The sequence below is a fragment of the Candidatus Harpocratesius sp. genome (assembly GCF_054039255.1).
On record NZ_JBPLBG010000075.1, the window covers coordinates 56,340 to 71,630 of the forward strand.

At 30.4% G+C, this 15,291-nt stretch carries 12 protein-coding genes; 5 read left to right on the forward strand and 7 right to left on the reverse strand.

The window, feature by feature from the left end; translation table 11 throughout:
* Positions 1 to 15 precede the first annotated feature (15 nt).
* A complete protein-coding gene (locus ACXLDF_RS17015; protein WP_457559754.1) occupies positions 16 to 1,152 on the forward strand; it encodes a phosphotransferase in 1,137 nt (378 codons plus the stop codon).
* A gap of 44 nt (positions 1,153 to 1,196) precedes the next feature.
* Here ACXLDF_RS17015 and ACXLDF_RS17020 read toward each other — a convergent pair whose 3' ends face one another.
* The gene (locus tag ACXLDF_RS17020) at positions 1,197 to 1,565 is read right to left on the reverse strand and encodes a response regulator (protein ID WP_457559755.1); all 369 of its coding nucleotides are present in this window, start codon (positions 1,563 to 1,565) and stop codon (positions 1,197 to 1,199) included.
* A gap of 736 nt (positions 1,566 to 2,301) precedes the next feature.
* Between ACXLDF_RS17020 and ACXLDF_RS17025 the strand changes: the two genes are divergently transcribed.
* On the forward strand, positions 2,302 to 2,646 hold the full coding sequence (locus ACXLDF_RS17025) for a hypothetical protein (RefSeq protein WP_457559756.1): 345 nt from the start codon (positions 2,302 to 2,304) through the stop codon (positions 2,644 to 2,646).
* 115 nt (positions 2,647 to 2,761) lie between these two features.
* Here ACXLDF_RS17025 and ACXLDF_RS17030 read toward each other — a convergent pair whose 3' ends face one another.
* Entirely contained in the window at positions 2,762 to 3,439 is a 678-nt protein-coding gene (locus tag ACXLDF_RS17030; protein WP_457559757.1) for a transglutaminase-like domain-containing protein, read from the reverse strand.
* A 1-nt stretch (position 3,440) separates the two neighbouring features.
* Complete coding sequence (locus ACXLDF_RS17035; protein ID WP_457559758.1) at positions 3,441 to 4,532, reverse strand: magnesium chelatase ATPase subunit I; 1,092 nt, start codon at positions 4,530 to 4,532, stop codon at positions 3,441 to 3,443.
* 63 nt (positions 4,533 to 4,595) lie between these two features.
* Between ACXLDF_RS17035 and ACXLDF_RS17040 the strand changes: the two genes are divergently transcribed.
* On the forward strand, positions 4,596 to 5,711 hold the full coding sequence (locus tag ACXLDF_RS17040) for a D-alanine--D-alanine ligase family protein (protein ID WP_457559759.1): 1,116 nt from the start codon (positions 4,596 to 4,598) through the stop codon (positions 5,709 to 5,711).
* 8 nt (positions 5,712 to 5,719) lie between these two features.
* On the opposite strand, the gene ACXLDF_RS17045 is transcribed toward ACXLDF_RS17040, so the two are convergent.
* Positions 5,720 to 7,294, reverse strand: coding sequence for an MFS transporter (locus ACXLDF_RS17045; RefSeq protein WP_457559760.1), 1,575 nt, complete (start codon positions 7,292 to 7,294; stop codon positions 5,720 to 5,722).
* 198 nt (positions 7,295 to 7,492) lie between these two features.
* Positions 7,493 to 8,581 (reverse strand): hypothetical protein, encoded by a 1,089-nt coding sequence (locus ACXLDF_RS17050; protein WP_457559761.1) that lies wholly within the window; start codon positions 8,579 to 8,581, stop codon positions 7,493 to 7,495.
* A gap of 409 nt (positions 8,582 to 8,990) precedes the next feature.
* Between ACXLDF_RS17050 and ACXLDF_RS17055 the strand changes: the two genes are divergently transcribed.
* Positions 8,991 to 9,266: a hypothetical protein gene (locus ACXLDF_RS17055; RefSeq protein WP_457559762.1), complete on the forward strand. Its 276-nt coding sequence runs from the start codon at positions 8,991 to 8,993 to the stop codon at positions 9,264 to 9,266.
* A 72-nt stretch (positions 9,267 to 9,338) separates the two neighbouring features.
* Complete coding sequence (locus tag ACXLDF_RS17060) at positions 9,339 to 9,968, forward strand: GNAT family N-acetyltransferase (RefSeq protein WP_457559763.1); 630 nt, start codon at positions 9,339 to 9,341, stop codon at positions 9,966 to 9,968.
* A gap of 7 nt (positions 9,969 to 9,975) precedes the next feature.
* Here the strand turns inward: ACXLDF_RS17060 and ACXLDF_RS17065 are convergent, their stop codons facing one another.
* Together ACXLDF_RS17065 and ACXLDF_RS17070 are read right to left on the reverse strand one after the other, a co-directional pair.
* Positions 9,976 to 10,581, reverse strand: a complete 606-nt coding sequence (locus ACXLDF_RS17065) for a class I SAM-dependent methyltransferase (RefSeq protein ID WP_457559764.1) — start codon at positions 10,579 to 10,581, stop codon at positions 9,976 to 9,978.
* A gap of 284 nt (positions 10,582 to 10,865) precedes the next feature.
* Entirely contained in the window at positions 10,866 to 15,209 is a 4,344-nt protein-coding gene (locus tag ACXLDF_RS17070) for an acyl-CoA dehydratase activase (RefSeq protein ID WP_457559765.1), read from the reverse strand.
* Between the last annotated feature and the right edge of the window lie 82 nt (positions 15,210 to 15,291).

The following is a 15,291-nucleotide window of genomic DNA, read 5'->3' on the forward strand; positions in this document are numbered from 1 at the left end:
AAATGGAGTATTAAAGTGAAAATTTTTCACCAGGAAGATCTTCAAAAAATTGTAGAAGAATTTCAAATATATGACAAAATTAAGAAAATTGAACCTTTAAAGATAGGCCACATAAACAAGAGTTATCTGGTATTCACAAATAAAAAAATAAGTGCTCAATATTTACTTCAACAAATCAATCATTATGTATTTCCACATCCTGATTTATTACAAAAAAATATACATCAAATTACTTCATATATAAAAAGAAAAATCGAAAAAGAAAAAAGAAATTATTCATTCAAAGTTGTTCCACAACTTGTTTTAACAAATTCGGGTTCTCATTGGATTTTAATTCCAAAATTACCAAAAAAAGAAAAGAAACAAGAACAATGGTGGCGCTTATATAAATTTATTCCAAATACGTACTCGTTTGAGATTCCTAAAAATTTGACGCAAGTTTATCGTGCTGGTGAAGTATTTGGTGATTTTGAGCAAGCCCTTTATGATTTTCCTTATAAAAACCTATTTCCTGTTATTTCTCACTTTCATGATTTATCATTCTATTGGCAGCAATTTCAAAATTGTTATTCCCAAGATCTTTTTTCCAGAAAAGTTCTTGTTACCTCTGAAGTGGAATTTTTAAAAAAAAATTACCTGAAAATGCATGAAATTGAAAAAATTTTAAAATCAGGGCAAATACCAGTTAGGATTACTCACAACGATCCTAAATTTAACAACATTTTATTTGATAAAAGGGATAATGTTGTCTCAATTGTAGATTTTGACACAGTAAGCGCAGGATTTGGTTTTTATGATTATGGAGATGCTTTAAGATCAATTTGCAATACTGCTAAAGAAGATGAACAAGATCTTTCGCTTGTAGATATCGATCTGGAGCGATTTTATTCCTTTTCTAAGGGTTTTCTGAATAAAACTTCAAATTTATGGACAACAACAGAGTGGTCGATGTTAAAATACGCTCCTGCTTACTTTTCTTTCATGCTGGGTTTACGATTTCTGACAGATTTTATAAAAAATGATGTTTATTTTCAAATTTCTTATCGTAATCAAAATTTATTTCGAGCTCGAGTTCAATTCAAATTATATGCTCTCTTCCTTCAAGAGACTTCTAAATTTCAAGATATTATAGATAAAATATTAGATAAATAATATAAAAAATATAAAAAATGGAATTATTCAAATACACGAACACTTTAATCGAACTTGCTTAGAGCAATTTGAAGATCTTTCAATGAAAAGGGTTTCATCAAAATATGATCTAAAAATTCTGCTTTTTTGTGGGAAATGAATGTCCCTGAAGTACCAATGATTTTTGTATTATCTTTTTCTCGTTTGACTTTAGCTAAAAAGCTGTCGACCATCTTTTCTTGCTCGTGATCTGTGAATAAATCCATCAAAATGATATCAATGGGTTTTGTTTGTATGATCTCCTTTGCTTCTTCAATATAAGAAGAAACGAAAATGTTTGAATTTGGAATGACAAATTCACATAATCGTTTTTCTGTATAAATAAGGTCTGGTAAATCTAAAATTAAAATATTTGGAGATCTTTCTGGTTTCATTATTCTTCAACCTTACTAATGTACGTATCGTACATGTAAAAGAACATCAAACAAATTAATAAATAATTCGTTTTTAGGATTAAAATTCTATTATTCGCTCTAAAGTATTCGACATAAAAATGCTTTTCTAAAATAATTGAACTATTTTTTGATTTCATAAATAAATATTAGTTAAATTAAGATTTAGGATAAATAATAAAACACATTAAATCAATTCATGCAGCTATTTTCCTATTTGATGCACATTATCCAAAAATAATAAGATTTAATTTCTATAGTCTCGTGACTTCTTTCCAAAGGGAATATTATATATTTATAGCTTGTCAAGGTAGTAAAAGAAAGTACGGATAAGTGTAAATTAGTTTTTGTTATTCTCTGTTATTCCTAATTTTATGAAGCTTCAATCTGTCATGTATAGATTAGTGCGAATAAGTTTGAGAAAAATTGAACCAGTTTCACACCAATTTTTAGATTTTAAAACAAAAAAATATAGAGACTCCTTTTAAGAGATATGTTGGGAAGATTCCAATTTATATTCTAATTTCTTTGGTTTAAATACTTCACTCTATTAGATAATTTAACCATTTCACTATTATCTTGTCGAATAATGCAATTTCTACCATAGGATGCGTATCTTTTATTACTCTCAATTATAATTGTAGAAGTGTGAATATTGAAATAGAGACATATTCGTGAGCAATCTCTCATATTTATGACAAAAATGGAATAATTTACCATGAACTCAGACATGCTTACAATGCGCCAATTTTTGTTTTTAAGATGGTTGGCAAATCGTGTTAGGGAAAAAAAGAGTTGTGACTTAAAGGGAACTGATATTCAGTGCTATAACTGTCTAAATAAAAATAAAGAATGTCAAACAGGAGTAATTCCTGCAAGTTATTTCTCAAAAAAGATCAATCGACAGTATTATGATTGTAAACGAGTATTGGATACTCTCAAAGAAAAGAAATTGATCTTAGAGATTGAGATACCAGGAAAAACATTTCATGTTTTTTATCGAATAGAACCAAAAGGTTTGACTTTTCTAGAGAAATTTGAAAAAAAATTTTGGATAAACTAATTCGCACTGAATCATGTGCGTATATATTTTTCTTTTTTAGAGTGATCAAGATATGCAAAAAAAAGATGTAAATTTAGAAATTGATGCAAATTTTGATTTTCGAAGGTAATTATCGTTAAATTTTATTTTTCCTTCTATTTTTTCTTACTTTTTTATAATACCTCAAATAATATGGTGTATAATACGAAAACCATTCTGAAAAAATTCTTATATAAGGAACTCTCGAAAATACACCATGATCTGCTACGTATTCTATGAATAAATTTCCTTTTTTATCTGTTTTTGCAAATAGAGCATCATTTTTTCCATCAAATTCAACTACATAATATCCATGTCTTTCACATAATTTCTTATCATATGCTGGATTTAAAGCAATCCATCGATTTTTGAAATATATTTCAACGTAACCATGCCATAATAGTTCTTCCCCAAATTGTTCTATCCATGTTTCACTAAGTTGGTGATTTTTTATATCAACAAAATGTAATCTCGTAGGAATGCCAATCAAACGAGTAAATGTTGCCAATAATATTGCCTTCGCAACACAATGGCCATATCCTCGTGCAAGAGTATTTGAAGCACGCAAAAATTTTGGAGTAGTTATTTCATGGGTTACTTTATATGCAATATGATCTCTAACAAATATAAAAATTTTCTGAATTTGTTCAAGTTGTGTTAAATTACTTGGATTTGGAATGATTTCAGTTAATTTTTTTTGAATAGTGGGATGATTATAGTTAAAATAATAAGATGAACACAAAAATTCTGCATATTCTGGGTAATTTTGGATCATTTTACATCTTAACCTCTGTAGATGAATTGGAATCGTTGTTATTGTTATTATACATTGAATTAAAAATAGAATGAATCTCTTCTAAAGGAATTTCCTGCTGATATCGACTTAAGCGATGTCGGAATACTAAATCTATAGATTTTTCTAAATCTTCCTTTGTTATTTTTTTTCTCCCCATAAAAGCAGCATGAGCTCGAGCACATCGGATGAATGTAATATCAGCTCGTTGAGAATATAATCCCGCTTTAAGGACAAGACGTGCTGTTAGTTTAAATATTTCATCAGGAACTTGAATTTCATCAAGAATCTCTTTTGCAAAAATAATTTGGTGACGTAAATCTTGGGTTTCCTGGCTAAATTTTGAAATAAATGCTGCAGGATCATCATTAAATTTAATAACGCGCTGAGTTATTTTTGCCCGAATCTGAGGATCAGTTGGAGCTTGAATTGGGACTTCAAGACCAAGACGATCGGATATTTGAGGGCGGAGATCACCTTCCTCTGGATTCATACTACCAATTAATACAAATGAAGACTTATGTTTTAATGAAATTCCTTCACGTTCAATAATATTTATTCCTGAAGCGGCTACATCTAATAAAATATCTACCAAATGATCTTGAAGTAAGTTAATTTCATCAACATATAATATGCCTCGATGAGCTTTTGCAAGTAATCCTGGTTGAATAGCCCGCTTTCCTTCTTTTATTATCTTTTGAATATCTAAAGTGCCGATAATCATTTCTTCAGTTGCACCAAGAGGAAGGTTTACTAAATTGATAGGTTTTTGAATTATTGTGTGATTATTTCTTGTAGCTGCACAAAACTCGCACCAAGTACTTGGATCGGTTTGAGGGTCAGTAATATTGCATTGAAATTGGCAACCTTCATTTACTTCGATTTTTGGTAAAATATCTACCAAAGAACGGACAGCAGTGCTTTTACCGGTTCCTTGCTGTCCCGTCAAAAGAACTCCGCCAATTTTTGGGTCGATGACATTTAAAATTAATGCAAGTTTCATGTTTTCCTGCCCTAAAATTGCTACAAAAGGAAAGCGTAATAGTTCCATCTTCTGAGATATTACATGAGCCATTGTTTTTCAGCTTTCACAAAAGCATTATTTATTAATCCTACCTTTATAGGTGTGTAGATAAGAATGAAAATAGCTTTAATTGTAGATCCACATTTGTTAGAATCATATAACAAATATCAGGAAAAATTGAAAAGTCATTTAAAAGAATCACCAAAGGATTCTTCTAAGGATAAAGAAGATGAAAGAGAAAAGGCTCTTCATCCTTTACAAGAGCTTAAAGAAGTTGTTGAAGAATATGGTAATAAAACTGAATTCTTGATTCCTAATGAAGAGTTACTTTCTCGTCTTTTAACAGGAAAATTCGATTTTATTTTAAATACTGCTGATAAAGTTGCTACAAAATTTCAGCCTGCGCAGTATGTTGGTTTGTTTGATTTAGCTCAAATTCCATATTTAGGCTCGCGCCTTGATGCAATTGGGATTTGTAAAAATAAGGCTCTATTTAAATCTATTCTACAATTAAACTTCATCGCAACACCAAAATTTCAAATCTTGAAAATACAAAGCGGTATTTTTCCTAAAATAAATCCTAGATTTCACTATCCTGTAATAATCAAAATTTTCTCAGAAGGTATCCATGAACCTTCAATTCCCGACCAAATTGCTAATTCAACTGAAGAAATTGATTCAATCCTAAAAAATATTAGCAAAAAGAAAAGATTTACCTATGCAATGATTGAAGAATACATTGATTCTCGTAAGTTCTATCTTCCTATATTTGGAAATGATTTAAATGATGATATCCATTTCTTACCTGCCATCGAATATATTTTTCCAGAAAATTGGTCAATTGAACAACGTATTAAAGCTAAAAGTGAAGATCTTAAATATTCCTTTCTAGAAATTACAAATCCTATTGTAAAAAGAGCAAGAAAAGTTGCTCATAAGGCTTACACTTCTTGTCACTGCAGAGATTTTGCTATGTCTGTCTTTTTAATTGATGAAAAAACTGAAAATTTACTTTTACATGAGATTAATCCTATAACTAATTTATTGCCGAATGGAAAAATGGCCATTGCAGCAAAACATATTGGTTTATCTTATAGAGAGATGATAAACGATCTTATTCTCACAGCGTTAAAACGTTATGATCTCAAACTTAGGGGAAAATATGGAAAACGGGAAAAAAAGCTGCAAAAAGAGCAAGAACAAATCGAATTGGAAAAATCCAAATTGTGATTTTTTTTTTATTTAAAATAATTCTTAACTAATTCTTTAATTACGTATTCATTTTTTATCTGAACAAAGTTATGAGAACTTGTTATTATTTTTTCTTGTTGACATAAGATCTCGAAATGTGAGATAAATTTTTGCATTATAACCCTCGCAATTTTATATTCCTTTTTTATAACTAATGCTACGGAATATTCTTTACCATCTTCAATTAAAATTAATGAATTTTCTTGTTTGATTACTTTTATGGGTTGTTTATTGTGAACCAAATATTGAATTATTTTGGATATTGCTGTCAATGCACCGCTCATGAGTGTCTGCTGGTTGTATTCTTTAGCCTGCATGTCGTTAAATCCAAAAGACGCAATCGGAATTCCCGTCTTTGCAAATAAATAAAGAAAAAGTAGATCTGATTTCCATTTTCGTTCATTTAAAGATGGGAGTGATTCTTCTAACTGAGTGATAACAATTGTTGCAAGAATAAAAATGATCGATAAAGCTGCTGGCAATACAAAAAAATTTTCTGAAAATAGTGGCTTTAATATCTCGACAAAAATTACTCCAACACTTAACCCAACACCCATCAACATATATGTAATTGCACTTTCTCGGTAAGTTGTGTGAATCTTTGATAATTCCATACTGACTAATGTATTAGTTGTAATCGCCATAGTTATTCCAATTCCTAAAATAATCGCTAAAAGATGGCAATTCCATTTATTATCAAAATTCAAGAAAGGTAAAAAAAGAAAAGCAAATGATAGTATTCCAAATCCCGTTAAAACCACACCTTTACGACCAAAATGATCTAGAAGGTATCCATTAAAGGGAGAAAAAATTCCTACTGAAATAAAAAAGACCAGTATAAAATGAAAAATTTCTGCTTCACGTCCCCATAAAATGTAATAAGTCATAATCACATAGGTAGGAGTGGTTAAGAAAAAACCCCATAAAAGGTTCAATAATATTTTAAATCCGATTTTGGGTTGGTTAAGGTATTCTTTTGGAGATAATCTGATTTGATTAAAGATAATTCTTTCAGAACGTGAGAGAATATATATCAAAAGAAAGATAAAATAGATGCTGGCTAAATATATTGAACTCCATATCGGTAAATTTGCTTGAGATAGGAATATATCAATTATAATTAAAGTTGCAACTCCACTATATGATGATGCATTCATTCGACCGCTATAATATGAATCAGAAAATGCAGGAATTAACTGAACATGAAGAAATCCATAAAAAGAACCACTTAAAAAACCTGCAAAGAAAATTGAAATTACAGTAAAAATTACATTATGTATCCATATTTGAAGAATATAATTTCCGATATAACACCCAAATAAGAATAAATAGGAGAAATTGAAATTAACTCGATTACAAATAATAAAAGCAAAAATACCCCCCAAAATACACCCAATATATATAAGGATCGTAAAATAAAGCGGTAAATCTGCGTCTAATATTGCTTTAATTTCCAAAACAAAGTGAGCCAACCACATTGCAGAACCAACAAAAATACTGGCGAATATTCCCATTGATTGCTTTACAGTATATTTTTCAAGTGGGGGGAAAAATTTAATCATAAATGTATTTAACAATGCTTTTTTGAGCCTTTTAATTTTTTTCAAAGAGAATCAAAATCATTTGATATATTCATCTGTGAAGATATAAAAGATGTTAATAAATATTATTCTACTTAAGAATAATCATTCTAAATTTTAGGGCATTTTAGTTGGCAAAAAAAAAGAAAAGAAAAAAAAATCGATACACACATTATCATTTTATCTCCAATCAAAATAGAAATGCGACACATTAGTTGGAATATCAAGCTTCTTTAAATTAAATACATCAATTGACATTTTTTTACTATAGAAAATAAATTTCGCTTTTTTAAACGGTTTTGCTTCAAAATAAGGAATATAAGGAGTTTGTAACCCTGCCCATCCTAATTCTTTCGATGTTATACAAAGGTAATTTGCTAAATCTTTCGCTTCATTTGTTGTTAAACGATAGGTATGCACCAAATCAAGCCACCCGAATGGGATTGAATTGCCAAAACCTGCTAAATTCATTTTCCATGCTAAAATAAAACCTTTGATTCCCCCTTTTGGATCTTCATAAACAACACAGTTGACTCCAGGTTGGTTTAAATACCACAAGAAATCATCATGATCTCTTACTAAAGAGACTTCATTACGATTTATATGATCTTGCATCATGAGAAACATCTGTTCTCCATCTGAAGGACGATATTTTCGAACATTAGGATTTTTATTTTTAGGAACAGACTGTAATAATCTGAAAGCAAGTTTTTCAAACCACTTAAGTTTGACAACACTCGCAACGCGCATAACATCAAAGCAGCGGACAATAAATTGCCGTATAAATGCAAATTTCACCATTTCTAAATTAGTTTCCCTTGCAACTGCTTTTGATGTATCAATTCCATGCTGTTCTGGTTCATGAATGCTAAAACCTCCATCCACATCTTTTTCAATTCCAATCTCTCTTAATTTTAGACCCATTCTAAAAGCGAGTCTTTTTCTCCTGTGTTTATAATGAACTGCTGCCCAAGAGGGGACTGCATAATTTAGGATTTTACCTTTCATATTGACTGGTCTCGGAATTGCACCTAAAAATCCAACAATTTCATTTGTGGGCTTATAAATTGCGCGTACAAAGAAATCTCTAGAGATAATTGGAGAACCAAACATAATATTAAATGTTTGTTCATCAAATTGAATTGTTCCTCCTATTTCTTCGGTTAATTCTTCATTTAAAAACGACTCTGCTATTAGTTTTGCCAAAACTGGAAAATCATCAGGTGTTACTGTAAATCGTTCAATTAGATAATCACTATCATCGTTCACTGTTCTCTAACTCGAGTATTAATTTCAAAAATTATTTAAAAAATCATTTATTTAATTAAAATTTGCTTGATATAAAATAAAATCTTTCGTTTTATAGTTAAGAAAAAAAAAACGTATATTTCACATTGATGAAATTTTATTTTTTTAGTATTTTTTGATGTATTTTGCGAGATAGATTTAAATAATTAAATTTTGTATATTTTATCTAGATCTTTTTTATTAGGGTAAAAATTTCAAATTGATGAAAGATAAAAAAGATCATTCTAAAAGATTATTTTTTTGAAAGAATCATTGATTGGCTCTTTTTAGATAAAAAGACTAATTATCTTTGCATTCTAAAAAAATTATTTAAAAAAAGAAGGTAAATATAATGAAAAATTCCACTTATATTTTAAAAATAAACACTGCATTGAGTGATTCGCCCTTCTATATCAAAATTGACCATGATCATATGTCAATTGATAGTATTATTTCAGAGGCTATTGAAGAATTAGAAAATGTTGGCAAACCATTGCAATCTAAGCAATTAGCAACTCTTTATGAATCTCACCAACTTTTTAATCAAGGTCACCAGGTTTCTAAGGGGAACCTTTTTACTGACTTAAAACGAAATATCGAGCAAATTGAAGGAAAATCGGTAGAAGTTGCAGAAATAGATATGGTAACTCACCATTCCGGCGGATAATTCCATTTACTGAAAGAATTTCTATATGAAAAATAGAAAATTTTTTGTTTTATTCTATTTTATTTATAATTTATGGAAATCCCTGTTTTACAAGTAATATATCGAATTGAAACACCTAGAACAATTATCAGATGCTATGAACCTAAGGATGCACCTTTACTTGAACAAGCAATTACTGAAAGTCTTGAGCATTTAAAACCATGGATGCCTTGGGTTCATGTGGAGCCTGAACCAATTGAAAAGAAGATTAATCGTCTTCGTAATATGCGTGCGTCTTTTGATCTGAATAAAGAATTTGTATTTGGCATTTTTAATTTAAAAGAGAATCGATTAATTGGAGGAACAGGACTTCATCCACGCGCGGGACCTAATTCTATCGAAATTGGATATTGGATTCATGCAGATTTCACTAATCAAGGGATAGCTACTGAAATTGCAGCAGCACTTACAAAAATTGCATTTGAAATTTATCAATTTCATTTGGTTGAGATTCATTGTGATCCAAGAAATATAAGAAGTGCTTCAATACCTCGAAAATTAAATTTTAAGCACGAAGCAACGTTAAGGGATCGAGTTTTAAATGAAAAAGAAGAACCACAAGACAGCATGATTTGGTCTCTAAATTTTGAAGAATATCAGCAAAGTTTTGCTAAAGAATTGCCGATTAAAGCTTATAACGTGATGGGAAATCAAATCTTATAACCAAATCTTATATTTTCATTTTCTTTATGCATAAATACCAAGCAGAAGAATCATCTTTTTCACCAAAAACCTTAACTTCTTGAAATACTTGAAGAAAATCTTCAGGAATTTTACGAATAAAATTGAAATAATCTCCATGTTCGATCCATTCGATTAATGTAACAAAAAAATTTCGTTTTTTTGAATAATCATGGAAAAGTGCATATTTTTTGCTAATACGGGCAATTTCTTGATAGATTTGCTTTCTTTCACTTGCTTGAAATCCATGTATAACATTCGCTGCAATTACTAAATCAAAAGAATCATCTGGAAAGTGCAAAGGTTCTAATAAATTTGTACGTGTGGCTTCAAGAGCGTTTTTTTTGGCAATTTTAATCATTTTTTCTGAACTATCTATTCCTAAAACACTAAATCCTTTTTCTTGAAAAGCAACACCAAAGGCTCCAGTTCCGCATCCTATATCAAGAACTTTAGCAGGTGCTTGAACAGGTAAATTTGAATTAAATTTCTCCAGTAATTTACGATATGTGTTAAGTTGAGAACGAAAAAACCATTGATAGCCTGGTGCAATTATATTAAAAAGCCAAATGTGGAATTTATAGCGCAATTTCATTCTTTATTCAAGATATAATGTTTTGACTAATTATTTAATAATATTATTTTAAATTATAATAATGAAAATAACGAAAAATCTAAAGTTATCTCGATAATCATAGAGACTAAATTATTTAATTTTTTTTTAGTAGAAGGAAAAAAAACATGAGGTTTCACAGTAATTTTTCTCCCTTTTCTCGCACTCTGATAAAATACAACTCATTTAGATGATGAAGATTAATATGAAAGGTCATAAAAAAAAAGTCAGTAGATATGGGAAAATTAAAATTTAAAATAATCTAATTAACCACCCAGAATTTTGAATATAAACTTTCTCTTTGCGCTTGATTTATCATCGATATTTATATGACGTATTTCAAAGTGTCGTTTTATCTGCTCAATATTAGATTCGATTAATCGTTTTATATTGGGAGATATCGCAGATATTTCAGCATCAAAAACCATATAAGGAAAATTGTTTTCATAATATATTGGTTTAAGAATTGCTTGTGAAGCTCGGTAAGGTAGGCAAAATTGTGGACCAATTAAAATTAATCCATCATAGGTTTGATCTTCAAGTACTTCAATTCCTTTTCCTACTGTGAGAATACCTTCTCCATAAATCTGAGGATTAATAAGTGCATCTGCATTTCTCACAATTCGAATTATATCGTTTGGAGGTGCAAAAAGTAAATTAGTTTTTTCAAACCGTTTTCGGAGTTTATGATCTACTTGTTCCATATATTTGTAGATTAATTGGCTTGCATAAAAACCGGCAGAGAAATTCTTCCAAATTCTGTCTTTTCCTCTAAATTTATCTCTAACTTTATTAAGATATTTACTCCGATTTTTTGGATTAACCAAACTACCAAAAGGAATACCATAAGCAAATAATTCGAATAAATCAGTTGATTTTACGATTATTCCATGTGAATTATATAATTTTTTCAATTCTTTCAAGAAAAATGGGCTGAAACGAACAAAGAAATCTCCAGAAAGTAATACTATTGGTTTTTCTTGAGGTGTACTTTGGATTGGAATTGTTGTTATCTGATTTATCAATTTATCAATCAATCCATCGAGTACGGAGAGAGAATTAAACCCTTTTAGCAATTCTTTCCAAAACACTTGTAATTGATCTATACTTCCCGGTCTTCCCACAACTTCAAGTGCGCTGTGAATATCATTTATTATATCACCTAATATCAGAATTTTTGGAGCATATTGTATCACACTCATAATATTTGCTCCCATAAAATTACTTTTTTTATCAAAATCAAAGAAGAATACATCCGAAATATGATTTTTTTCTAGAAAATCTCTTATATATTGGCCATAACTAAAAACCACGCATGGTTCTCCACCACGTAACATGAAATATCCAATTATTTCTCCAGGTTTACGATTTCTAACTAAGTGGAGGATGTGTCCAAGTACAATAGGAAGTGGGATGCATTCTTTTCCTGAACAATATTTCAAACCTTCTACGGGATATGATAATTGAATATCTCCTGTAGGTTCAACATTATATCCATAACTTGAAAGCATTTTTTCAAATAAATCAGTATGATAAGGTGAAAAAGGGAAGAGATGTATTTTGACTTTAGGATCAAAAATGTTAATTTCTTCTCCAGAAGTGCGTATAATCACTGTATCTCCATTTCTTTGTTCTACTCTTGCGATTCGGAATGAATTTGTGATAGGATCGTAGTTCTGCTGTCTGTAATTTTTAATAATTTCTAAAAATGCTTCAAGGCGGGTTTGAGTACCAGCATCAGCCATGTGAGCATCTAGTTCCATCAATAAATATGGTTTAGCACCCATTTGAGATCTAACCCAATGTTGAATAAATGCATCGATAGTGCAGCTGAAATTATTGATATATAGCAGGAAAAGATTATCATGTTGCTTTACTATATTTACTGCTTCAGTTACATAATTTGCAAAATACCATGGAGTATCAGATTCAGAAGTAGGTTCCAAAAAATCAAATGGGATAACCTGAACACCCATACTTGTCAATTTTTTGGGAATACTTTGAGATGTTTCTTTGGGAAATACATTATAACTGCGTCCAACTATTATTATTCCTGTCTGTCCTGATTTAATTAGATTTTGTAATACCGTCCGTCCTTTTTCTTTTAAATTTTCTTCAACAGCTTCTTGAGCAAGCACTGCAGTATTATAGGCTGCATACGCTACATCTTCATCAACATGGAGTTTTTCAACCGCCATTCTTATTATATTATCATTTTCAAAATAGCCTTGACTAAAATCTAGCTCAGGAATTAAAAATTCAACATGATTAAAAATTTGGGTAACCATATATGGCCCAGATTGAGTTATAGGGCAAAAAGTTGAACTATACCATTTTTCAAATTTCTTCATTTTTGTAATGTGAGGTGTAAAAATGAAATGAACTCCCTTTTTAACTAGATCGGCCACAGCTCCATGAAATATTTGCATTGGGTAGCACAGCGGTGCATTAGGAATAAGTGCAAAATCTGGATCAATATCTGACAAAATAACTTCAAACCCTAATTCTGTAAAGAAAGTTGAGAAAAGTGGATAAAGACTATGAGTTAACAACGCACGTGGTAATCCAATTCTCTGTAATTCTTCCGTTGATGAAATATCAATGATACCTTGTGAAATTTTTTCATTTAAATCAGGAAACATAAGGTTTGTCCTATAACTAACCAAATCTTCCTGTTCTTGGATTGATTTAGTTTGTCTCCAAATATGTTCATAGCGAGTACATTTTCCTCCAAATGGAAATTTCCGATTTCCTACAGCATAACGTTCGATTTGACAGTAATTTTGGCATGATTTACATGTAAAAGAGCCCAAATGTTTCAATGGAGTTGCAATAATACGATCTAATGTGGTATTTGGAGGCATTGCTGATACTTCACCCTCCTTAAATTTAGCTTGTGCAATTAAAGCGATACCAAAAGCACCCATTAATTCTGGAAATGGGGGAATTATTATTTCTCTCCCTGTCACTTGAGCAAAAGCATTTCCCATTGCTCGATTTTTTGCAACACCACCTTGTAAGAATATTTTTTTACCAATAGGGCGGGTTCCTTTTACTTTATTTAAATAATTATTTACAATCGAATATACTAAACCTGCTATAATTTCAGGTTTAGAATAGCCTTCTTGAAGAGCAGTTCGAATATCGGAATTGATAAATGCTGCACAATCGGCTTTAAATCTAACTGCTCGGGGTGATTTAATTGCGACATCTCCAATATCATATACTGTAACACCCAAGTCGCATTTCGCACTTTCTTCTAAAAATGAACCTGTCCCTGCTGAACATGATGCATTCATGGCATAATCTACAGGAACTCCATTTGCTAAAAACATGTATTTTGCATCTTGACCCCCAATTTCAAAAATCGTATCAACTTCAGGATCAAAATAAGCTGCTCCTTCTGAATGAGCTGAAATTTCGTTATAGACTGCTGAAGTACCTAAATATGCAGCCACCATTTGCCTTCCTGAGCCGGTTACTCCAATTAATTTAACATTTACTGAACCTACTTGATTAATTATTTCTTGAATGCATTTCTGTGTGGCTTCAATAGGGTTTCCATTTGTCCTACCATAATGTGATGCAAGAATCTGGCGATTGTCCGGATGAAATAGAACTGCTTTTGTGGTGGTTGATCCTACATCGATTCCTAATATATATGGTTGCAGAGGATCAATTTCAGCATTATCTTTTTTAATTTGTATATCTTTTTTCTGAATATTTTGCATATCTCTAACTAAATGGCTATATTTTCCCAATGAAGGTAATATTGTGAAAGTTTGCTGAATTTTTAATAAGGGTTTTCTGTTTATTGGATTATCTTGTGCTAATAAAGCTGTTCCATATGCTTCAAATAAGGAAGAAAATGGATGAATAATTACATTTATCTCTGATAAAGTTTGATGAAGTTGTTGAACAACAACTTTATTCAGTGTAAGTCCCCCAATTACTAATAAATTTTTTATTGAAACACGCGATTGCTGGATCATCGCTAAACTTTTATTAATCATATTCGAAATCAAAGAGAATAAGATATCTTCAATGGAAGCTTCGCCACGATTAAGTTTATGTGTTACATCTGATTTACAATGCACAGAACAACGTGAAGCAATTTGAATTTTTTTTCCTTTTTCTGCCAGATCAATAGCTTCTTCTAAGCTTAAATTAAGTCGTTCAATTTGTTGCAGGAAAAATTCTCCAGAACCTGCTGCACATTTGTCTTGGGATAAAATATTTATTATATGTCCTTGTTTATCAAGTAAATATAAGACAAATGCTTCTCCCCCTAAAGAAAGAACAGCATCTAATTGTTGGTTGATTTGCTGGATTCCTCGTTCAATTGCTTTAATTTCGGAAATTTCTCCAAAAGTGCCAGATACTTCAAAATAAGAAGTAGAGTTATTATTCAATAATTGGTTTGAAATTAAAATGTCGTTTAAAATCATCTGAGGATTTCCAAAATGTCCTTGCTTTTTACTGACAAATGTTCCATTCTCTTCTTTCCAAACTACATTTACAGATACTGCACCAATATTGATACCGACATATTTGTCATGTTTTTCCAAGATTTTAACATTACGGAGAGATTTTGAATTACTTTGCTTCATATAATATCGAAAAAAGAAGAGAAAAATATAAATATAATATGAAGATAAGATCTTTTCTACCTAAAGAATAGGAAGAATACAG